The sequence below is a fragment of the Providencia sp. PROV174 genome (assembly GCF_028480685.1).
In the GTDB taxonomy this organism is placed as follows: domain Bacteria; phylum Pseudomonadota; class Gammaproteobacteria; order Enterobacterales; family Enterobacteriaceae; genus Providencia; species Providencia rettgeri.
Genome location: NZ_JAMPOT010000009.1, coordinates 371,788 through 392,712 on the forward strand (window position 1 = coordinate 371,788; position 20,925 = coordinate 392,712).

Sequence of the window (20,925 nt, forward strand, 5' to 3'; positions counted from 1 at the left end):
GATTCATAAATATAAGCCGATAACTCACATATGACAAAAATCGGGAATAGGAAAACATATTATGGCTATTGAGCAAACATCTGCAATTTCTGCGCTAACTCAGGTGACAAACCGCGACCCACAAAATGCGGCTGCCCCGATGCGCGACAGAAAAGTATCTACAAATGAAATCGTTAAAGAGAGTTCATTTGTCCCTAGTGAGCTGCAAAAGAAGTTATTACAGCCACAAGCAAGCGACATTAATAGTGCTAAAGTTGAACAAATTAAACAAGCTATTAAAGATGGCACCTTAAAAATGGACGCTGGAAAAATTGCTGATGGCATTTTACGTGATGCCCATGAATGCATGTTATCAATGAAATAAAAATAAACATCATGACTGACGAATTACTAATATTACTTGAGCAACAACTCTCTCATTTGCAATCATTGCAGATAGTAATGAAAAATGAAGAGTTATTATTAGGTTATCACCGTGTGCCACCTTCGCCTTTTCAGGAAACTACTGAGCAAAAACGTTTTCTGGTTGCTGCGATTGGCCACGGTGAAACAAATCGCTTGGCATTAGAAACACAGGCAGAAGTCAGTGCACCTTATGAGAGTCATGGCGCACTAGCTGGGGTATGGGAAGCTATTAAGACCTTAACTAGTGAACTAAAAGAGCTGAATTATCGTAATCACCAGATGCTGCAATTGCACATTGAGTTGAATGCTCAGCGCCTAAATTTCGTGAAAAAGCATAATAACCAATCTACTTATGGTGCTGATGGTTTAGAGTCAAAGCGCCCTGCATTAGGTAAGAAAATTTCGATTTAAGGTGTGTTTTGTATTTTTAAACTACAAAGGATTACCCTTTCATGTTTTAGATAATAAACACCTTTTCATCAATCAATGTAAGTAGCCTTAATGCTGCCCCATTTGGTTTAATCTCCCCTCTTTCCCATTTGGAAACACTTTCTTTGGTCATATTTAATATCAAAGCGAGAGAAGATTGAGAAATATTATTTTGCTCACGAATACGTTTAATGTCCTCTCCTGTCATAGGCTTAGGATTGGTGAATTTTTTCTTAAGCTCTTGTGCTTTTATCCGCGCCTCAATACGGCGAGCCGCGGTGCCATCAGCACCACCAATTGCTTCCATTTCTTGAGAAAATTTCAGTAACTCATTTATTTTATTACTCATAATGAATCCCCAGCAACAGGTTAGCATCAGTCCACCATAATTTTTACTATGGTAAAAATTACCATAGTAAAGGGAAAAGAATATCCTAATTAAGCAAAGTCTTAGAATAAAAAAAGAGAAAAGTTGTCACTTAATAGCAAGAACTTTCCTCTTCTAAAAATTATATTTAGTCACTCACGATAAGTATAAAAATTAGCTTCCGCTTATCATCGAAGTCATTCTTATCTTACGATGGTCCGTCATTTCTAAATTCGACATGACCACTAGCTGCGGCAGGCTGCGCCGCAAGAAGCGTGATAAAATTAGGCGTAAGCCATGGTTAACTAATAATACCGTTGGGGCCCCCATTGCCTCTTGGTGTGCCACGGCCTGCTCCGCTTGAGTTTGAATAAACTGCGCCAAATTCGGCTCTAAACCACCGCCATTTTTAGCGGCTTGCAGTAAAATCTGTTCAAGACTCGCTTCTAAACCGATAACTTGAATTTCTTCTGAGTTACCAAACCACTGTTGAGTAATTGCACGACCTAGTGCAATACGCACTTGCGATGTTAAATAATCGGTATCTTTATTTTCCCCGTTTTCCCCTGCCATTTCAGCCAAGGTTTCAATGATGGTACGCATATCGCGGATCACCACATCTTCCATCAATAAATTTTGTAAAACTCGGTGCAAAATAGTTAATGAGATAGTATCCGGGATCAGGTCGTCCGCTAACTTCGGCATCTCTTTTTTCACTCGGTCATACAACATTTGTGCTTCTTGACGACCAAATAAGGTGCTGGAATTTTGCAGTAAAATTTGATTGAAGTGAGTGGCAACAGCGGTACTCGCAGAGACCACGGTATACCCTTGGATTTGGGCTTGCTCACGTAAATCATCATCAATCCAAATAGCCGGTAAACCAAAGGCCGGCTCTTTCGTCGTATCACCGGGTAATGAACCTGCCGCATTTCCTGGGTCAATGGCTAGGCTGCGTCCGGGTTGAGCCTCTCCACGTCCGACTTCAGCCCCCTTAATTAAAATGCGGTACTCGCAAGGGGAAAGCGCAAGGTTATCGCAAATATGTACGACAGGTGGCAAGTAACCGACTTCCTGAGCAAACTTCTTGCGCAAACCTCGTAAACGGCCCAATAATTCCCCTTGTTGTTCATTGTCCACTAAGGGGATCAACCGGTAACCGACTTCCATTGCTAATAAGTCTTCCAGTTGCACGTCATCCCAAGTGGCCTCAACCACTTTGTTCGCTTCTTGGAAATGTTGTGCTTGGCTACCATCACCTGTCGCGCTTTCAGGCTGCTGGGATTTACGCACTAAATACCAACCAAGGGCGGCTAATGCTGCGGTAAATAGTAAGAAAACAAAGTTTGGCATTCCGGGGATCAGGCCGATTAAACCAAGAACCCCGGCACTCAACCACATAACACGTGGGTTATTGAAAAGTTGAGTGACCATCTGTTCACCCACATCTTCATCTGTTGCCACTCGCGTTACAATAACACCAGCCGCCGTTGAGATAATCAGTGCTGGGATTTGCGCCACCAGCCCATCACCAATCGTCAACAAGGTGTACGCGCTTGTCGCATCCCCCAAAGACATGTTGTGCTGGCCAACACCGACAATTAACCCGCCAACCACGTTGATCACCATAATCATGATCCCCGCAACCGCATCCCCTCGGACGAATTTACTCGCACCGTCCATTGAGCCGTAAAAATCCGCTTCTTGAGTCACTTCTGCACGGCGTTTTTTCGCCTCATCATCCGTAATGATACCTGCGTTCAAGTCGGCATCGATGGCCATCTGCTTACCCGGCATACCATCTAACACAAAGCGAGCACCCACTTCCGCAATACGCCCCGCTCCCTTAGTGATAACCATAAAGTTAATCAGTACAAGAATAATGAACACCACAATACCGATGGCAAAGTTACCGCCCACTAAAAAATGACCAAAGGCTTCGACAACTCGTCCAGCTGCATCTGGCCCTGTATGGCCATCTAACAAAATAATTCGCGTCGAGGCGATATTCAAAGAAAGGCGCAATAAGGTTGCAAATAGCAAAATAGTTGGAAATGCAGCAAAGTCTAATGTGCGCTTAGTGAACATCGCCACTAATAGCACCATAATAGAAAGTGCAATATTGAAGGTAAACAGTAAATCCAATAAAAATGCCGGCAATGGCAAAACCATCATCGACAAAATCAATAAGATAAGAACCGGTCCAGCGAGTATTTGCCACTGCGTTCCCTGTAAATTTTTCGGCAATTTTAATAATGAAGCCAAATTAGCCATCGCGATTGTTATCTCCAGCAAAGTCCAGCGTCGGTGGCACTGGTAAATTTTTCGGTTTTTTTGGTCTGAGCCCACCTTCACGGCGCCAGCGGCGCAATTGGTAAACCCATGCTAAAACTTCTGCAACCGCAGCATATAATGCAACAGGAATGCTTTGGCCTATCTCCGCATGGCGATATAGCGCACGAGCAAGCGGCGGTGCTTCTAACTGTAATATTCGGTGCTCTTCACCAATTTCTTTGATGCGCTGAGCCAATACGCCCGCACCTTTTGCTAATACTTTTGGCGCCCCCATTTTTTTGTCGTCATATTTAAGGGCAACCGCATAGTGTGTCGGGTTAGTGACGATCACATCCGCACTTGGGACATCCGCCATCATTCGGTTACGTGCAATCGCACGCTGTTGTTGGCGAATTTTGGCTTTAATCTGCGGGTCACCTTCTTGCTGCTTGAATTCATCTTTAATTTCCTGACGACTCATGCGCAATTTCTTTAAATGGGAGCGAAACTGATAGAAAACATCAAAAGCCACCATTGGAATAAGCAAAAACACAATTAAATATCCGGCAAAAATGACTTTCTGTAGTGCATTACTTAGCGCCGTAACCGGTGATTCCATCACTAAATGCAGTAATGATGGCCAACTTTGCCAAAGAAAAATAAACGCCCCCAACCCCACAAATAACGATTTTAAAATTGCTTTAAATAGCTCAGATAACGCATTCATCGAAAAAATACGTTTAAGCCCTTTGATTGGATTTAACTTTTTCAAATCAAATTTAATCAACTTGCTATTAAAAACGAGCCCACCCACTAACGATGACGCAGAAATGCCAACCAAAGCTAACCCGCCAATCACGGGGAATAAGGCAAATAAAGCCTCGCTGACAACACGTCCTAAGTAGCTGATCATCAAACCTGTGTTTTGTAAGTAATGACCATCAAAAATAAAGCCCTGACGAGCTATTTGCCGAAGCTGTGCTGCCAGATGTCCACCACTTAGCCATAGCAAGCTCACGCCTGCTAACATCATCATTAGCGAGCTAAGTTCTTTTGAACGAACGATTTGCCCATCATCTTTGGCTTTTTGCTTTTTATGGGGGGTGGGCTCTTCTGTTTTTTCTACATCACTCTCGTCGGACACCGTGATTCCAAAATTTAATGAAAATACGAGTTATCGCTATAGCATGACAGAGTGTAAAAAAATCAATGGTGGAAAATAGACGTAGTTCAAGGGGGTTATTTGGCTATTGAGCAATACGACGACAATTTTGCGAAAGGTTTCGCAGATATGAGCTCCCACTGAAGATAATCCTATATTTAGCATTAATAAAGAATAAAATCCCTATATGAGCAATAAGCATGCTAAATTACACATGCCTGAACACGTGTAATTAAGGGGGTACCATGAGTACAACGGCTCAAAGAATAAAAAAAACCGTCAGTGTCACTATCGCGCCTGAACTTTATGAGCAAGCAAGGCAAGCCAAACTCAACTTATCTGCAATACTCGCTTGTGCCTTACAAGCTGAATTAAAACGTCTCGAAGCGCAAAAATGGAAAAATGAAAATATTGACGGGTTTAATGAGTTAAATAGGATCAATGAAGAATATGGATTACTCTCAGATAAATACAAGGATTTTTAATGCAATATTGCCTCTATCAAAATCGAGAAGATACGGTCAAATACCCATATTTACTGGATATTCAAAGTAATATTATTGATATATTGAATACTCGCTTAGTCATCCCGTTATTCGATAGCAGGCTAGTTAAAAAGTCATTACCTGTACGCTTAAATCCACAATTATCAATCAACGGGCAGTTTTTCATTTTAATGACTCATCAAATGGCTTGCGTCCCTCATTCATTATTAGGGAAAAAAATTGTTGACTTAAGTTGCCAACGAGACACCATTAAACACGCAATCGACTTACTTATTAATGGCTTTTAACAATAAAGGGTTATTATGGATACTTGCCACCTTGTTGCTCCAGATATTTCCTTAGAAGATGCCCCCAAACATGCCCAGCGCATGCTTGACTGGCTAAAAGAACAAAGCATCATTGACCCACATTTCCAAGGCGTTGAATATGGTGAAGTCATTTATCGCCCTACACCCGCTCACAAAGAACCCATTTTATACGTCATTAATGATGAAATCGTCCCGACCCAACTCCCGGAAGATATGCTAAAAAATTACCTGTCTATCGTAACTGAACATACGGTTTTTCACGCAGGTGGCAATGGCCTCGGTATTTACTGCCCACAATGTGCCAGTGAACAAAGCGAACAGAGTCATGCATGGAGCGATACGGTATCCGATTGGTATGAGGGAAAACCAGAAAACCTCGCTTGTTTTTGTTGCGATTTTCATGGTCCACTTAATGCGTGGCAATTTGATCCGCAATGGGCATTCGGTAATTTAGGTTTTAGTTTTCATAATTGGGATGTCCGCGATGATTTTATTGAGCTATTTGCACAAATACTTGGCAGTAAGATCATCACAGTCTATCAACATGATTAGCGATTAAATGCTCACCTGAATATGTATAGGTTTACCTATACACTATATAATTCAAGGTTTAGAAGGTAAATCCAAAGTAAGGCGCAAGCCAACTGCTTCTGCATATTTTAATAATGTTCCTAATTTCGGGTCGAATTGCGCTTTTTCCAAACGCGACACGTTTTGCTTTTGAGTTTGCATTTTTTCTGCAATTTGCATTTGGGTTAAGTTATTGGCTAAACGCGCTTTTTTAAGTTGGTTGATTAACGCCTGCCTCATTTGTAATTCTGAAGAGCACTCATCAACATCCCCGTTATTTTCTTGAACGATGTCAGCTTGTTCTTTTTGTTCTTTAATCACGAAAGTAGAAATTAAATCGTTATTTATCATTGCAATCCCTTCCTTGTAACGCAAGTACAATAAAACTACCCTAACCCTATATAATTAGAGTAGTTTCATTAAAAAATTTGTCGGTAATTAGAAACCTAGCTCATCAAGTAAATCATCAACTTGAGACTGTGATGCCATTACATTAACGCCTTCTTTATTAATTTGCGGGCCATTGAGCAAACTTTCGTTTTGCGTTTTCGCACGCATTTCAGGTGGCGTATTTTCCATTAATAATGCGAGCAGTTGTTTTTCAGCTTCTTCAACTACTTCCATCATTTTTTTGATGACTTGTCCTGTTAAATCTTGAAAATCTTGCGCCATCATAATTTCCAACAACTCTGCTTTAGTAACTTCGCTGTCTTGGATAACTTGTCCTAAAAAGGCTTGCGTTGACTCACGCAATTGTGCAGGAACCGTATCTTCGGCAGTTTCTTGCCACTGCTGTTGCAGCACCTGCGCATTTTTATTCATTTCCACTTGCAGTGGTTTGATGACATCAATGCCATTTAAGGTTTTTTCTGCCGCTTGCGCCGTCATTTGTGCAATATAGCGCAGCCTGTCTTTTCCATCTGGAATACTCGCCACGGCTTGTTGAACGCTTTTTTCTAAGCCCAATTCGCGCATACTTTCACGCAGGGTTCTCATTAGCGTACCAATGCGTGTAATGACTTGTTTTAAATCATCATTACCGTTGCGAATACCTTCCATACCCACTTGTTCAGTCATGAAAATCTCCTTTGGCACGCACTGTTATTGCAGACCCATTTTTTCAAAAACTTTATTCAGTTTTTCTTCCAAGATAGCCGCTGTAAATGGCTTAACGACATAACCACTCGCGCCAGCTTGCGCCGCTGCGATAATATTTTCTTTTTTCGCTTCTGCTGTCACCATGAGTACTGGGATATGTTTCAATGCATCATCACCACGAATGGTTTTAAGCAACTCAAGGCCATCCATGTTTGGCATATTCCAGTCAGCAACGACAAAGTCGATGCTACCTGTACGGATTTTTTCTAATGCATCAACACCATCTTCCGCTTCTTCTATTTTGTTAAATCCGAGCTCTTTTAATAAGTTACGGACGATACGTCGCATTGTAGAAAAATCATCAACAACCAAAAAACTGAGATCTTTAGCGGCCATAACCACTCCTTCAAAATACAATTGTGAATTCCTGCCTCGGTTTAAACCGTGACAGAAGAAAGTCTTGCTAAAACACTTGGGGCAATCTTGAGAATATCTTGCACTTCATCCGCCGCCCCCATTTCAATAGCAGCACGCGGCATACCAAATACCACACAACTACTTTCGTTTTGTGCGTAAGTGATTGCCCCCTGCTTACGTAAATTTAATAGTCCTTTCGCTCCATCCATCCCCATTCCCGTCAATAAAATACCAATGCATTTTCGCCCAACACATTGAGCTACTGAATCGAACAACACATCGACAGAAGGACGGTGCCGGTTAACAGGTTCGCTTTGCTGTAAAATAACTTGAAATCCCTTGCCTTTATCGGCAATCAACATATGCGAATCGCCTGGTGCAATATATGCATGGCCTTTTTGTAATAGTTCGTTGTGTTCGGCTTCTTTTACAGTTAATACACAGAGCTTATTTAAGCGATCAGCAAAAGAACGCGTAAAACCCGCAGGCATATGCTGAGTAATCACGACGGGTGGGCATTCATGAGGCAACATTTCCAGAAATTGACGTATCGCCTCTGTTCCTCCTGTCGATGCACCAACCGCAATCACACGGCTATTACAAACGTAGGGAGAGAGCGCTTTGGCTTGAGAAACTGGCTCACTGACCTTTTTGTCTGAACGAGCAAAACGGCTACGCTGAGTAATTTTTGACATGGCTGCTGCGCGAATTTTTTCGCCAATAATATCGCGATAACTCATCATGGTTTCACGAATGCCAATTTGCGGTTTCGTGACAAAATCCACAGCACCTAATTCCAGCGCTTTTAACGTCACTTCAGAACCTTTCGAGGTTAATGTTGAAACCATTACCACAGGCATTGGGTGTAAGCGCATTAATTTCTCTAAGAAATCAATACCATCCATTCGTGGCATTTCCACATCTAATGTGATTACATCTGGCTCATATTGCTTAATTAAATCACGAGCAACATAAGGGTCTGGTGCGGTATCAACCACGACCATATCATCATGACTATTAATAATTTCGCGCATTAATTGGCGCATCAGTGCTGAGTCATCCACACATAGCACTTTAATTTTTTTCATTACCCCCTCCTCGCAGCCTGTAAGCTGTAGACGGTTTGCCCTTTAATAACGAAACTTTGCGATAACTGCGATAAATTTTCAGAATGCCCAATAAATAACAAGCCATCTGGCTTAAGCAATGGAGCAAAACGCTCTAGCATTTTTATCTGCATCTCTTTATCAAAATAAATCATGACATTACGACAAAAAATCGCATCAAACCGATGTTGCATTTGCCAATCATGATCACTCAAATTTAAATAACGAAATTCAATCATTTGGCGTAATGCTGGCTTGACTCGAGCATAGCCATCAAACTCGCCAACGCCTTTCATAAAATAGCGTTGTCTCTGTAATGCCGTTAAAGACTTCAGCTCTTCTATGCGATACACGCCTTGTTTCGCTTTTTCGAGCACTTCCGTGTCAATATCACTGGCAATGACTTTGGCATTAATTGCGTTTGGCCCAAGCACATCACTCAATGTCATGGCTATCGAATACGGCTCCTCTCCTGTTGAAGATGCAGCGCACCAAATATTAATCGTGCTATTTTTACGTGTGCGAACAAAGTCCGCTAGCGTCACAAAGTGGTGCGGTTCACGAAAAAACGCGGTTAAATTTGTCGTCAGAGCATTCACGAAAGCTTGCCATTCTGCATGGTGAGGCTCTCGCTCCAACATCCGTAAATAATCGGAGAAATTGTCGATATTACAATCACGTAACCGCTTTAACAGCCGGTTATAGACCATATTTTTTTTATTCATGGTGAGGACAATGCCTGATTTTTTATGAATAAATCGACAAACCCGACCAAACTCATCATCAGTCAGTGGTTCTACCTGTGGTACAAAAAGCATCGTACTTGTCGTCCTATTCAATAAAAACCCAGAGGCAGCCAGTTATTTGGCTGCCTTTTAGGATGGATAACCTAAGAAAAAATAACCAATTACGATTATCCACCGAAAACTCAAAAACGAGTTTTCACAACACTTAGCGCCGATTACGATTTAATTGGCTTTCAGGTAATTCAAAGAATGCAACCGTATCAACTAAGTTGTTCGCTTGATCTTCTAGCGCTGCCGTCGCGCTGGTCGATTGTTCAACTAACGCCGCATTTTGTTGTGTGACTAAATCCATTTGGCTTACTGCTGTTGCGACTTGCTCAATACCACGGCTTTGCTCATTGGAGGCAGAGGCAATATTACCCATTAATTCAGTAACTTGGTTAACTGCTGCGACAAGCTCACTCATGGTTGCACCCGCTTCATTAACCAGTTGAGAGCCTTGGCTAACTCTACCTACAGATTCATCAATCAAGGTTTTAATTTCTTTTGCCGCTTCCGCACTACGCTGAGCTAACGCTCGAACCTCACCAGCAACCACAGAGAAACCACGCCCCTGTTCACCCGCTCGAGCGGCTTCAACAGCAGCATTCAATGCTAAAATATTGGTTTGGAAAGCGATGCCATCAATCACACTAATAATGGCGCTAATTTTTTGTGAGCTATTGGAAATGGAGGTCATGGTGTCAATCACGTCTTCGGTGATCTCTCCACCTTTCGTTGCCGTTTTCGATGCGCTAACTGCAAGTTCACTGGCTTGGCGTGCGTTATCCGCATTCTGCTTAACGGTGGCTGTTAATTCTTCCATACTGGCCGCAGTTTCTTCAAGTGATGCCGCTTGCTGTTCAGTACGTGAAGATAAGTTATTATTTCCTAATGCGATTTCACGGATACCCGTGTACATTTGGTCCGTATTTGAACGCAGCGCTGTTACTGAAGTCGCTAAAGACTCCTGCATGTCTTTTAGCTTACCAAACACTTCACCAATTTCATCACGAGTAGTAACTTCAATTTTCTGATTGAGTTTGCCATCAGCCACTAATGCAAAGTGCTCCCCCATACTTTTCAGTGGGTTAATCACTTTACGTTTCATCCAGTAGTGGACAAAAGCAATAACGGCAAGAATAATGACAATCACTGAAGCGAATGAACTCCACGCAAACGTGTTATACATTCTTGCTGCAGCAAGAGATTCATCGTTTTCAGCATTCAGTAATTCAAGGTATTCCTCAACAACTTGCTCCAACTGATCCTGGTTTTCTTGGGCAGGAAGTTCAATATAGGCCGCAATATCTTTATTATCTAAATGTGTTTTTAATGCTTTGAGTGTCAATACAAAGGCTTGATACCGAGCCTCAAGAGCGGCGAGATTTTCTTTCTCACTCAAAAGAGGCTGGTTTTTAAACGTGGTGTAATCCTTCTCAGCTTCTTCGAGTAATTTATCAAAAGTTACTCTCGTTTCTTCAATCAACGGTTCGTTACCACCCACTTTATGCAGCAAAGCAATTTGCGTTAGGCTGTTGCGTGCTTGCATTAGGTGTTTACTGGTTTCCTCAAGCATCGCTCGCTTATCAGACCCCAAATCAATACGCTCTAAAGATTTTAATTCACTTACAACAATCCCAACAGAAACCCCGCTAGACACAATCTGCATCCCACAAAATAGAATGAGAAGTAGATACAAACTCACCGAAATCCGGATATTTTTACCAAACATAGAAATCCCCACTTGTGCCAGCTAAGAGAACTGAACCTCTGAAACATTGCCTTGTTTTCTAATGCACAGAAACGCTGCAAAACCAAAGCCTTGCAGCGAAAAACTGAGCTTAACCCTTAGAAAGTTTCCCAATTGTCATCATCTTTATGTTCTTTCGATGACAGTTTTGTCAGATCCGGCGTTTTAACGATATTTGAAACCGTTCTTGCTGCCGGCTGAATATTGCGTATTTCGCTTTGTTTTAATGGTGGTAAACGGAAGATTGAAATCAATTGTGACAGTTTTGCCACTTGTTCTTCCAATACATTGGCTGCAACCGCAGATTGCTCAACCAGCGACGCATTTTGCTGTGTAACCTTATCCATTTCTGCAACAGCGATGCTGACCTGTGCAATTCCTTTACTTTGCTCATCTGATGCGGTTGCAATGTGCGTCATAATGTCAGTGACACGTGTGACAGACTCAACAATTTTCGTCATTGTTTCGCCCGCATCTTCTGCTTGGCGAGCACCTGTCCCAGTTCTTGACACTGAATCTTCAATTAACGTTTTAATCTCTTTAGCCGCATCAGCACTGCGTTGTGCCAAATTACGCACTTCATCAGCCACCACAGCAAAACCACGACCATGCTCGCCTGCTCGCGCAGCTTCAACCGCTGCGTTCAGCGCTAAGATGTTAGTTTGGAAAGCAATACTATCGATAACTGCAGTAATATCAGAGATTTTCTGTGAGCTATCGGCAATGTTCAGCATGGTACTGACCACATTCGATACCACTTTGCCACCCTCTTTTGCTATCACTGAAGCTTGGTTTGCAAATTCACTCGCTTGGTGGGCGTATTCGGTATTTTGTTTTACGGTTGCAGTTAGTTCACTCATACTGGCTGAGGTTTCTTCTAAGCAAGCGACTTGCTGCTCAGTTCGTGCAGATAAGTCATTGTTACCTGCTGCAATTTCGGTTGTACCTTGGTAAATAGTTTCGCTACCATCTAGTACACCACGAACGGTATTAATCAATTCCTGCTGCATATGTTGAACACCATTGGCCAACTCGCCAATTTCATTCTTGGCAATTGTTGTCACATTCGGTGTTAAATCGCCTGAAGCAAAGACTTTAATACGCTCGATTAAGATGCCGAGTGGTTCAATAATACCTTTACGAACATAGCGATAACTAAAGAAGCCAATTAAGGCGAGTAAGATAGATAACGTCACCAACATATATAACGATTGGCGATAGTTATTATCTGCGTTAACGACTTCGGCTTGAAAATCTGCAGAGATATCCGCAAAATAAGCATTAAATTGTTCTTCAAATTTTATTTGGTGCCCTGAGGTTCTGTGTGCATAAAAACCTTCAAGGTCACCTTTTTCAGCAAATTCGCCTAGCTTGATTAACGCATCGCGATAGGTTTCATAGGTGCTAAATAGTTTTTCAAATTTGGCCTTATCATAATCCGAACTTTGCATTAGCGTGTTATAACGCGCATAGGCATCATCCGCTGATTTAAAGTTACGTTTAGCGGCTTTAATCAAATCTTCTGTCGTTGCATCGTCTTGAATTTTACGGCCTTCAAGTAAATAGGCATTGATAGAGCGGTTTAAGTTAGCTCGAGCTTGTAACAAATTGACCCAGCTTTCCGTTAAGACTTGTCTTTGGCGTTGTAATGAATTCAAATAACTGATGCTGTCGCTGTTATCGCCCAGTTTGGTAAACATCAACCCACTGGATACCAGTTGCAGCAAAATAAAGATAAAAATGACGGACAAAAGTCCCGATACGATTTTAATTCGACTGTACATGACGTTTTACTAACATAATTTTGTTGTATTTTGGATATCGGTCATCCAACCAAAAACTTTAGTTAATGACTTATTATTATTTGAACAATTATTGGGGCTGAGAATTACTCAGCCATGCTGTCAATCAGCGCCATTTCATCGCTTGTTAATAATTTTTCGATATCGACTAAAATCAACATACGGTCGTTTAATGTTCCGAGCCCTGTCAGATATTGAGTTGATAATGTCACGGCAAAATCAGGTGGTGGTGCAATTTGTTCTTCATTCAAGACCAGCACATCCGAAACGCCATCGACGACAATACCGACGACGCGATCTTTTAAATTCACGACAATAACGACCGTGTTATCGTTATACACCACGTTTTCATGGGAGAATTTCACCCGTAAATCAATAATCGGAATGATGACCCCACGTAAGTTAGTCACTCCTTTGATAAAATCAGGGGTATTTGCGATACGAGTCACTTGTTCGTAGCCACGAATTTCCTGCACTTTTAAGATCTCAATGCCATACTCTTCTTCACCCAAGGTAAAAATGAGGTAGCCTTCGCCGTTTTTTTCTTCTTCGTGTTTATTTAAATCATCATCTAACATAGACATGGTGTATGGCCTCTATTTAGTGCACGACAGGTTGAAAAACCTGCTGTTTCTTTTTAATCAAAATGCTGTTATTCATTTTTTGTAGTTCAGCCACATCTAAAATCAATGCAACAGAACCATCACCCATAATCGTTGCTGCGGAAATGCCGGGGATCTTGCGATAATTACTTTCAATGTTTTTCACCACCACTTGCTGTTGCCCGACTAATTTGTCGACCAACAAAGCAAAACGATGACCTGCATTCTGAATAATCAACACAATGCTGTTATCTAAATTTCGTTCGGCTTCTTCGATGGAAAATACGTGGTGTAATTCAACAAGCGGTAGATATTCACCTCGCACAAGCAGCATTTTTTCCTCTCCAGCCAAGCGATAAATATCTTCTTGCCGAGGCTGCAAAGTGCTGATAATTGCACTCAATGGCACGATGAAGACATCTTCCGCTACTTTCACAGACATACCATCCAAAATGGCTAAAGTGAGCGGTAATAAGATGCGGATAATGGTGCCTTTGCCTTCGGTAAAACCAATTTGGATACGGCCGCCCATGTCTTGGATATTTCGTTTCACCACATCCATTCCAACACCGCGTCCCGAAACGTCTGTCACTACCTCTGCGGTTGAAAATCCTGGAGCCATAATCAGCATCGCAACTTCATCATTGCTCATACCATCATGCACGTTCATCCCTTGTGACTTCGCTTTTGCCAAAATACGTTCACGGTTTAGCCCTGCGCCGTCATCACGAACTTCAATACAAATATTGCCGCTTTGATGTGCTGCCGCTAAGGTCAATGTGCCAGCTTCTGGCTTACCATTTGCCACGCGAACTTCTGGCTTTTCAATTCCATGGTCGAGGCTATTACGAACAAGATGATTCAGGGGATCGACGATGCGCTCAATCAAGCTTTTATCGAGTTCAGTTGAACTTCCTTCCACTTTCAGCTCGATTTTTTTACCTAATTTCGATGCAATATCGCGTACCATCCGTGGGAAACGACTGAATACGTAATCCATTGGCATCATGCGAATTGACATAACGGATTCTTGCAAGGCGCGAGAATTACGCTCCAATTGTACGATTGAGCTTAATAAATCACTGTATTCATTTTGATCGACATGCTGACTATGCTGAGTCAACATTGATTGAATAATGACCAACTCCCCAACTAAGTTGATCAACTGGTCAACTTTCTCTACAGCCACACGGATACTGCTCGAATCCCCTTTCGGTTTAGCGATTGCAGGTTTTTTCGATGTATTTGTAGGCGCAGCTACCGCTGGTGAAACAGCTACAGGTTTTGCTTCTTTCTCCGACTCAGGAGCCTCAATTTCGATTGGATCTTCGGAGTCATCCGTGATGACTTTTTCAGGAGATAAAGCGAGGCAATCCGCAAATGATATGACTTGATGAGCAATCTGTGATTCATCCACGACAAAACATAATACGCCACTAATATCATCAATATCGGTGTTTGTACCAAGCCATGCTTGCAAACTATTTGCTGTTTTTTCAGTGTGATACAAGTGCCCAAATAAACTGAGCTCATCTGCCAGTAAATCAACTTCATTTTCTTTGAGCTGATTTAACGAGATCATAAAGTAGTGTGAATATTCACCTTGCTCCGCGAGCGCTTCTTCAAAAACCGCAACTTCAACTTTAGTCTCAGGTAACGCAACAGTTTTCTCAGTGATCTCTTCTGCTCTATTTTCAACCCGGCTAAGCACCTCACAAATGCGCTTAAAGGTCTCTTCATCCGGCAAAGAATCATTTTTATAGGCATCTAACTGTGATGCCATGACATCCTTAGCATCAAGAAAAATATCAATAATGTCAGGTGTGAGTGTTAACTCATCATGACGCGCCTTATCTAAAAGGTTTTCCAATGTATGAGTCGTATTCTGCAACTGAGTGAAACCAAAGGTTGCAGCCCCTCCTTTTATTGAATGGGCACTGCGGAAGATGGCATTTAGCTGCTCGCTATCCGGGTCAAAAGGATCAAGCTCAAGTAAATGTTGTTCCATATCCCTGAGCAACTCATCAGCTTCATCGAAAAATGTTTGATAAAACTCGGTAATATCCATGGTTTTTATCCAATTTCGCTTAAGTTTCACTTAACGCTGACTGCCGGACACTCCGGCAGACAACTAAACATGTTATGTAATAAATTCAAATAACAGCAATTCATCACGGTATTTTCACCGCAGCGACAACACCCACGGCCGTTTCTGGTGTGGGTTTTTGCGGTTTATTCAGCACATCATTGATCGGCTTCGCGCCATCATATTCGCGGAGGATCTGCTTTGTTTCTTCATCATTTAATACAATGATACTTATCCGGCGGTTGATCGGAGCAAAGCCATCATCTTTGTCTAAGTGAATAGCTGATGCCATTCCAACCACACGTAAGACTTTGTTTTCATCCATTCCACCGCGAATCAATTCACGGCGTGAAGCATTCGCGCGATCAGATGAAAGCTCCCAGTTGCTGTAATTGGCTCCGTTGGCATAAGCAAGATCATCAGTATGACCGGAGATACTAATTCGATTGGGAACATCATTAAGAAGTGGTGCTATTGCTCGCAAAATATCACGCATATACGGTTCAACCATTGCCGAACCAACTTTAAACATTGGGCGATTTTCACTGTCTACAATTTGAATTCGCAGCCCATCGTTGATCATATCAATCAGTAAATGTGGTTTTAATTCATTCAAACGTGGGTCTTTTAAAATGGCCTGCTCAAGTGACTCTTTTAATTTTTCAAAACGATAGTTTGCATTTCCATCAATAATATTATTAGGTTCTGGCATCACATCCCCATCACGGAAAATAGGGTCTTTACCACCACCTGGAATAGGGTTTGTGGCATCTCCACTTTTACTTCCTGGATTGATAGCTGTACTTAAGGGAGTACGAAAATATTCAGCAATTTGTGTTAATTCTTGAGGACTTGAAATTGAGATTAGCCACATCACTAAAAAAAATGCCATCATCGCCGTCATAAAATCGGCATAAGCAATTTTCCATGAACCGCCATGCCCGTTTTGCTGATGCGAACTGCGTTTTTTAACCCGAATAACATGCGGTGTATTGGCTGCCATCGGATAGTTACTCCTCAGTTGTTTCTTGTGAGCGAGCACCAACTTTCACTTCTCGAACTTTATCTTCAAGTTCAACAAATGAAGGCCTATCAGCACTGAATAACACCTTGCGGCCAAATTCAACCGCAATTTGAGGGGCATAGCCTTGCAATGCTGAAAGGAAAGTGACTTTAATACATTCCATCATTTTCAATTGCTCACTACTGCGTAGTCTTATTAGTGCAGCCAAAGGTAAAATGAAGCCATAAGCCACTAAAATACCTAGAAATGTTCCCACCATGGCATGAGCAATTAAAGCACCCAGTTCACCAGCAGGACGGTCAGCTGAACCCAAGGCATTTACGACCCCAAGAACGGCCGCAACGATCCCAAAAGCAGGCATAGAGTCACCGACCATATTTAATCCCGAAGCTGGGACTTCATTTTCTTGACGAAAAGTTTCTAACTCTTCGTCCATTAATGCTTCAATTTCATGGCTTTGTAAGTTACTACTTACCATTAAACGTAAGTAGTCCACGATGAACATCATGGTGGATTCGTCTTTTAAAATACGGGGATATTGGGAAAAAATTTCACTTTCACTTGGGTTATCAATATCTTTTTCAAGTGCAAGTAACCCTTGCTGGCGTGATTTATTAAGTAATTGAAATAACAACGCCATTAAGTCCATTGACATTGTTTTATTGTAAGAGGAACGACGGAAGAGTTTTGGTAATACTTTACACAAGGCGACGATGGATTTGCCACTGTTACCAACAACAAAGGCACCTAAACCTGCACCTAAAATAATGACAAATTCAGCAGGCTGATAAAGCGCACCTAAATGGCCACCGACCATTAAGTATCCGCCTATAACCGCAACTGTAACAATGATATACCCGATGAGTATTAACACAATATTCCCTTTCACTCCGTTGGTTAACAGATGGCAGTCAAAGGGAATATTAGGAGTGACAGGCAAAAACCTTTGCCTGTTAACCAAATCAATCCAATTACATTACCGCTTTAGTAATGCCATCCTGTCGATATACCGTAATATCGGCTAGATGCTCGGAAAGTTTACGTTTTTTTATTGCACGTGATGGCGGTTGGCATAAACTGCAAGTGAAGCTATTTTCAGGAATATGTGCGTAAGTAATAAAAGAACCATGGCAACAGCTACATTGTGAACTTTGCAACATGCCACTTTCCACAAAGCGGACTAATGTCCAAGCACGTGTTAAAGCTAACAAAGGCTCCTCACCAGGTTCAGGAATACACTGTTCAAGGTATAACCTGTAGGCTTTTAATATGGCATCCACACCACGACATTGACCACTTTTAAGTAAAAATTGATAAGCATTATAGAACATGGATGAATGAATATTCTGTTCCCACGTCATAAACCAATCTGTAGAAAAAGGTAGCATGCCTTTTGGTGGTGGGCAGCCTCTTAGCTCTTTATATAAACGAACTAAACGGCCGCGACTGATTTGAGTTTCACTTTCTAACATTTGAAGGCGAGCGCCTAAAGAGATTAATTCCATGGCTAATCGAATATCATTCGCTTCTTGGACTATACTTTTTTCAGCTGCGGTACTCATCTTTTTCTCGCTATTTCTGTGTCGCCCTCATTATGCGTTTGCAATAATCGGGTCGAAAGTAAGATACCTGTATGAATTTGTTGCAATTCATCAACTCTTGAATCACGGGTTAGCTTTTCAATTGTGTCACTATTATCAAATCTAAACTGGCAGATTAGCTGGTTTGTTTCTGCTAATTTGACTAATTGAGGGAGTGTGAGGTCTGCTAAAGTAGTTGCCATTGCATCAGAGATGCCTAAACGAAACATCGCAGAGGCTTTCTCTTGGGAGATGAGTTTTTGGGCTAATAGCAAATATGAGAGGTTAATATCGTATATATGCTTCAGAAAATCTGTCGTCGAGCTCATTTTTTTTCCTTTCCGAAAATTATCAACATCTGTGCGATCTGTGTGCAAAAAGAACAAATATAAATTTGAAAGTATTGTGTAATCAAATTATTAAATTTAAAAAGTAATTAAATTGGGTAAATACAATTCCATTAATTTTCCCATGTCATCCATTCAAAAGTACCCAATTTGGAGTATAAACACACAAATTTCCAAACTTAAATTAAAGATATTTCCTGAATACCTACAACAATAAAGAATGACTAAAAAATTAGCGATTTCCATAAAAATCAGAAATAGCTGATGTCATTATTAGTCGCCAATTATTATGCACCACTAAATTAACTATTCAAGGTACTTATGTTTCTTTTTATACCAATGGGATGATTACCCCTTAATTCATTAAATAATCTTCATTATCTCTTTATCTTCTATTACTTTATCCTAAATATCCACAACATTTTGAGTCACCTTAAGCAAAATGGCAGGATTTTAATCAAAGCATTCACTCTTTACATGTGATTACTAAGCAAAAAAAACCAAGCACAACATCAAAAACAATATATTGATCCAAATCAATTTATAGTATTAAGAAACTGAGTTACATATGTCTGTAATAAAGCTTTATCGGCACTATTGGAATAAAACTTAATCATTAATTTTCAATAAGTTTAATCCACATTCCAATCATCATTCAAAATTATTCAATCGTGGTTATCATACAAATTCTCACTATATTGTCATACATATTAAGTATCTGGTCTCAATTTTCATTAGATTAATTAAACAATGATTATAATATCATCATCTCGTAATATTAATAAAATTAATAAAATTTAAATAAATTACCAATAATAAAAATTTATTTAGCTTAAATAATTCTGTTGGCTATTTTTGTTTGTTTAATATTTTAAGTAATCATTTTGTTATTAATTTATTAAAGTAATTTTTTTGATTAATTAATATTTGTTTTTTTATATAAAATAGCTGAGATTTCATTTTTTTTAATAAAAAGATCAACCTACGCTAACCTATCACTTTTGTGTTAAGGGTGAAAAATGAAGGTTTCAATTAAGAACATTCCATTTTCTATATATTTTTCATATCACTTTTAAAACATTCCATTGGCACTTAAAATAAAAACAACTAAGCGTATTATTACATGTCTTCATGCTTATCCGTTTTAGCTGTTTGCACGCAACGATAACAATTTTAATTAACTAAAGTTATAATAACCATTGATTACTATATACTTTTATTTTAACAAAATACCCTAATCATCATCCTAACTTAAGTAAAATTGCTTAATCTAATAATGAAGGATTAGAAAAAAAATCACTTTTAGTTAAAATAATTCAGTGAGACGTTTGCTTATAAAACAAGCAAATTTGTTGTGCTTTTTATTGGCAAAAATATTCTCCAATTTGCGACAGTCTTCACACTTGTTTTCTTTGTTTCTCAATAGTTTCCGAATAAAACGATACTCTCATTGATATATTTATGTTAAGGAGATCACATTAATATTCCTTACAATGCTCTCTAAGTAGTATGTAGGATCAATATAGACAAAATGAGGGGAAAAATAACAAGGCCGGTGAAGTGATAAACTTGTTTTCCTCATGCACCAATGCAACACTGGGCGCACTAAAATATAATTCTAAGGAAAAGCATGTTCAATTATCAAGCAACTGTAGACTTCATTGAAGAAGAAAACGTATATGAAATCAACTTTAGTGATTTTTCTGAGCTACAGGGTGTTAGCTATTGTAAAGAAGATGTTGAGTTAGAAGCCCAAGAAATTTTGCTCGCTTCTTTTGCTGAACTAATTGAACTCAGAAAACCTATTCCATTAGCAACACAAACAAAAAGTGAAGCAACCTTTACTGTTTATTTACCCATAATCTGCTGCTTAAAAATTGCCTTGCATAACGCGATTCTCAATTCTGCAACACAACGCATCGACCTCGCTCGCAGGTTGAACATCAATGCGCAACAGATAGAACGCTTACTGGATATTCATTACGCATCTAAAATTGAACTTTTAGAGCAGGCTTTATATATATTAGGCATTGAAGCTTCAATTACAGTCACCCAAAAATTGGTTGTTAACAGCATGAACTGATCATCATTGATGAGAAATAGCGCCGAAATAGCTTAAAACACCTTTATTTACCTATACTGATTGTTAGGCGCTGATGTAATGGCGGAGACTTGAGTTAATTTTATTTTTCTCATGTCTCAACCCCTGTAATTACAATCACTTTTTAGGTACATTCCATACTAAAAAGATAGCCTCTTTAAATTGTTCATAATTCAACCAAGTTATACTTTTCCAACCAAATA

22 protein-coding genes are annotated in these 20,925 nt (G+C 40.3%); 6 read left to right on the forward strand and 16 right to left on the reverse strand.

The annotated features are described in order from the left end of the window. Positions 1 to 61 precede the first annotated feature (61 nt). Together flgM and PSE60_RS09130 are read left to right on the forward strand one after the other, a co-directional pair. The gene (flgM, locus tag PSE60_RS09125; RefSeq protein WP_272665201.1) at positions 62 to 364 is read left to right on the forward strand and encodes a flagellar biosynthesis anti-sigma factor FlgM; all 303 of its coding nucleotides are present in this window, start codon (positions 62 to 64) and stop codon (positions 362 to 364) included. A gap of 11 nt (positions 365 to 375) precedes the next feature. Continuing rightward, the gene (locus tag PSE60_RS09130; RefSeq protein ID WP_272665202.1) at positions 376 to 816 is read left to right on the forward strand and encodes a flagella synthesis protein FlgN; all 441 of its coding nucleotides are present in this window, start codon (positions 376 to 378) and stop codon (positions 814 to 816) included. Positions 817 to 862: 46 nt separating this feature from the next. On the opposite strand, the gene PSE60_RS09135 is transcribed toward PSE60_RS09130, so the two are convergent. The 3 genes from PSE60_RS09135 to flhB all read right to left on the reverse strand — a co-directional run bounded on the left by PSE60_RS09135 (position 863) and on the right by flhB (position 4,619). Then, positions 863 to 1,183, reverse strand: a complete 321-nt coding sequence (locus PSE60_RS09135) for a helix-turn-helix domain-containing protein (RefSeq protein ID WP_272665203.1) — start codon at positions 1,181 to 1,183, stop codon at positions 863 to 865. A 192-nt stretch (positions 1,184 to 1,375) separates the two neighbouring features. Then, positions 1,376 to 3,475, reverse strand: coding sequence for a flagellar biosynthesis protein FlhA (flhA, locus tag PSE60_RS09140; RefSeq protein ID WP_272665204.1), 2,100 nt, complete (start codon positions 3,473 to 3,475; stop codon positions 1,376 to 1,378). Further along, positions 3,468 to 4,619 carry a flagellar biosynthesis protein FlhB gene (gene flhB / locus PSE60_RS09145; RefSeq protein ID WP_272665205.1) on the reverse strand — a complete coding sequence of 384 codons (1,152 nt, stop codon included), beginning with the start codon at positions 4,617 to 4,619 and terminating at the stop codon, positions 3,468 to 3,470. The genes flhA and flhB overlap by 8 nt, the downstream gene beginning before the upstream one ends. A gap of 263 nt (positions 4,620 to 4,882) precedes the next feature. Here flhB and PSE60_RS09150 point away from each other — a divergent pair, with 263 nt between their 5' ends. Genes PSE60_RS09150 through PSE60_RS09160 form a run of 3 tightly spaced genes read left to right on the forward strand, consistent with a single transcriptional unit; the run spans position 4,883 to position 6,003 of the window. Then, positions 4,883 to 5,122, forward strand: coding sequence for a type II toxin-antitoxin system CcdA family antitoxin (locus PSE60_RS09150; protein WP_272665206.1), 240 nt, complete (start codon positions 4,883 to 4,885; stop codon positions 5,120 to 5,122). Then, entirely contained in the window at positions 5,122 to 5,430 is a 309-nt protein-coding gene (locus tag PSE60_RS09155; RefSeq protein WP_272665207.1) for a CcdB family protein, read from the forward strand. Before PSE60_RS09150 ends, PSE60_RS09155 begins: the two co-directional genes overlap by 1 nt. A gap of 15 nt (positions 5,431 to 5,445) precedes the next feature. After that, on the forward strand, positions 5,446 to 6,003 hold the full coding sequence (locus PSE60_RS09160; RefSeq protein WP_272665208.1) for a hypothetical protein: 558 nt from the start codon (positions 5,446 to 5,448) through the stop codon (positions 6,001 to 6,003). Positions 6,004 to 6,054: 51 nt separating this feature from the next. Here PSE60_RS09160 and PSE60_RS09165 read toward each other — a convergent pair whose 3' ends face one another. The 13 genes from PSE60_RS09165 to flhD all read right to left on the reverse strand — a co-directional run bounded on the left by PSE60_RS09165 (position 6,055) and on the right by flhD (position 18,603). Continuing rightward, positions 6,055 to 6,372, reverse strand: a complete 318-nt coding sequence (locus PSE60_RS09165; RefSeq protein WP_272665209.1) for a helix-turn-helix transcriptional regulator — start codon at positions 6,370 to 6,372, stop codon at positions 6,055 to 6,057. Positions 6,373 to 6,459: 87 nt separating this feature from the next. After that, positions 6,460 to 7,098, reverse strand: a complete 639-nt coding sequence (locus tag PSE60_RS09170) for a protein phosphatase CheZ (RefSeq protein ID WP_272665210.1) — start codon at positions 7,096 to 7,098, stop codon at positions 6,460 to 6,462. A gap of 24 nt (positions 7,099 to 7,122) precedes the next feature. Beyond that, positions 7,123 to 7,515: a chemotaxis response regulator CheY gene (gene cheY / locus PSE60_RS09175; RefSeq protein ID WP_004255705.1), complete on the reverse strand. Its 393-nt coding sequence runs from the start codon at positions 7,513 to 7,515 to the stop codon at positions 7,123 to 7,125. Between the two features lie 41 nt (positions 7,516 to 7,556). Beyond that, positions 7,557 to 8,624: a protein-glutamate methylesterase/protein-glutamine glutaminase gene (locus PSE60_RS09180; RefSeq protein WP_272665211.1), complete on the reverse strand. Its 1,068-nt coding sequence runs from the start codon at positions 8,622 to 8,624 to the stop codon at positions 7,557 to 7,559. Continuing rightward, a complete protein-coding gene (locus PSE60_RS09185) occupies positions 8,624 to 9,460 on the reverse strand; it encodes a CheR family methyltransferase (RefSeq protein ID WP_210837457.1) in 837 nt (278 codons plus the stop codon). Before PSE60_RS09185 ends, PSE60_RS09180 begins: the two co-directional genes overlap by 1 nt. Positions 9,461 to 9,593: 133 nt before the next feature. Next, on the reverse strand, positions 9,594 to 11,162 hold the full coding sequence (locus PSE60_RS09190; RefSeq protein WP_210837445.1) for a methyl-accepting chemotaxis protein: 1,569 nt from the start codon (positions 11,160 to 11,162) through the stop codon (positions 9,594 to 9,596). Between the two features lie 116 nt (positions 11,163 to 11,278). Beyond that, positions 11,279 to 12,964: a methyl-accepting chemotaxis protein gene (locus PSE60_RS09195; protein WP_210837447.1), complete on the reverse strand. Its 1,686-nt coding sequence runs from the start codon at positions 12,962 to 12,964 to the stop codon at positions 11,279 to 11,281. 104 nt (positions 12,965 to 13,068) lie between these two features. After that, the gene (gene cheW, locus PSE60_RS09200; RefSeq protein WP_004909833.1) at positions 13,069 to 13,566 is read right to left on the reverse strand and encodes a chemotaxis protein CheW; all 498 of its coding nucleotides are present in this window, start codon (positions 13,564 to 13,566) and stop codon (positions 13,069 to 13,071) included. 16 nt (positions 13,567 to 13,582) lie between these two features. Next, positions 13,583 to 15,652, reverse strand: coding sequence for a chemotaxis protein CheA (cheA, locus tag PSE60_RS09205; protein ID WP_272665212.1), 2,070 nt, complete (start codon positions 15,650 to 15,652; stop codon positions 13,583 to 13,585). A gap of 103 nt (positions 15,653 to 15,755) precedes the next feature. Continuing rightward, positions 15,756 to 16,673 (reverse strand): flagellar motor protein MotB, encoded by a 918-nt coding sequence (motB, locus tag PSE60_RS09210; RefSeq protein ID WP_210837451.1) that lies wholly within the window; start codon positions 16,671 to 16,673, stop codon positions 15,756 to 15,758. Between the two features lie 7 nt (positions 16,674 to 16,680). Next, positions 16,681 to 17,568, reverse strand: coding sequence for a flagellar motor stator protein MotA (gene motA, locus PSE60_RS09215; RefSeq protein WP_004909829.1), 888 nt, complete (start codon positions 17,566 to 17,568; stop codon positions 16,681 to 16,683). Between the two features lie 97 nt (positions 17,569 to 17,665). Further along, positions 17,666 to 18,256, reverse strand: coding sequence for a flagellar transcriptional regulator FlhC (gene flhC, locus PSE60_RS09220; protein WP_004909826.1), 591 nt, complete (start codon positions 18,254 to 18,256; stop codon positions 17,666 to 17,668). Next, positions 18,253 to 18,603, reverse strand: coding sequence for a flagellar transcriptional regulator FlhD (gene flhD / locus PSE60_RS09225; protein ID WP_004909823.1), 351 nt, complete (start codon positions 18,601 to 18,603; stop codon positions 18,253 to 18,255). The genes flhC and flhD overlap by 4 nt, the downstream gene beginning before the upstream one ends. Positions 18,604 to 20,251: 1,648 nt before the next feature. Here flhD and PSE60_RS09230 point away from each other — a divergent pair. Continuing rightward, positions 20,252 to 20,704, forward strand: a complete 453-nt coding sequence (locus PSE60_RS09230) for a hypothetical protein (protein WP_272665214.1) — start codon at positions 20,252 to 20,254, stop codon at positions 20,702 to 20,704. Positions 20,705 to 20,925: the final 221 nt, after the last annotated feature.

Coding starts and splice junctions, on each gene's coding strand:
- PSE60_RS09165 (WP_272665209.1), bottom strand. CDS start 6,372: ATGATAAATAACGATTTAATTTCTACTTTCGTGATTAAAGAACAAAAA.
- PSE60_RS09155 (WP_272665207.1), top strand. CDS start 5,122: ATGCAATATTGCCTCTATCAAAATCGAGAAGATACGGTCAAATACCCA.
- PSE60_RS09190 (WP_210837445.1), bottom strand. CDS start 11,162: ATGTTTGGTAAAAATATCCGGATTTCGGTGAGTTTGTATCTACTTCTC.
- flhD (WP_004909823.1), bottom strand. CDS start 18,603: ATGAGCTCGACGACAGATTTTCTGAAGCATATATACGATATTAACCTC.
- flgM (WP_272665201.1), top strand. CDS start 62: ATGGCTATTGAGCAAACATCTGCAATTTCTGCGCTAACTCAGGTGACA.
- flhC (WP_004909826.1), bottom strand. CDS start 18,256: ATGAGTACCGCAGCTGAAAAAAGTATAGTCCAAGAAGCGAATGATATT.
- PSE60_RS09135 (WP_272665203.1), bottom strand. CDS start 1,183: ATGAGTAATAAAATAAATGAGTTACTGAAATTTTCTCAAGAAATGGAA.
- PSE60_RS09230 (WP_272665214.1), top strand. CDS start 20,252: ATGTTCAATTATCAAGCAACTGTAGACTTCATTGAAGAAGAAAACGTA.
- PSE60_RS09130 (WP_272665202.1), top strand. CDS start 376: ATGACTGACGAATTACTAATATTACTTGAGCAACAACTCTCTCATTTG.
- flhA (WP_272665204.1), bottom strand. CDS start 3,475: ATGGCTAATTTGGCTTCATTATTAAAATTGCCGAAAAATTTACAGGGA.
- PSE60_RS09160 (WP_272665208.1), top strand. CDS start 5,446: ATGGATACTTGCCACCTTGTTGCTCCAGATATTTCCTTAGAAGATGCC.
- PSE60_RS09185 (WP_210837457.1), bottom strand. CDS start 9,460: ATGCTTTTTGTACCACAGGTAGAACCACTGACTGATGATGAGTTTGGT.
- PSE60_RS09195 (WP_210837447.1), bottom strand. CDS start 12,964: ATGTACAGTCGAATTAAAATCGTATCGGGACTTTTGTCCGTCATTTTT.
- cheY (WP_004255705.1), bottom strand. CDS start 7,515: ATGGCCGCTAAAGATCTCAGTTTTTTGGTTGTTGATGATTTTTCTACA.
- motB (WP_210837451.1), bottom strand. CDS start 16,673: ATGGCAGCCAATACACCGCATGTTATTCGGGTTAAAAAACGCAGTTCG.
- PSE60_RS09170 (WP_272665210.1), bottom strand. CDS start 7,098: ATGACTGAACAAGTGGGTATGGAAGGTATTCGCAACGGTAATGATGAT.
- cheA (WP_272665212.1), bottom strand. CDS start 15,652: ATGGATATTACCGAGTTTTATCAAACATTTTTCGATGAAGCTGATGAG.
- cheW (WP_004909833.1), bottom strand. CDS start 13,566: ATGTCTATGTTAGATGATGATTTAAATAAACACGAAGAAGAAAAAAAC.
- PSE60_RS09150 (WP_272665206.1), top strand. CDS start 4,883: ATGAGTACAACGGCTCAAAGAATAAAAAAAACCGTCAGTGTCACTATC.
- PSE60_RS09180 (WP_272665211.1), bottom strand. CDS start 8,624: ATGAAAAAAATTAAAGTGCTATGTGTGGATGACTCAGCACTGATGCGC.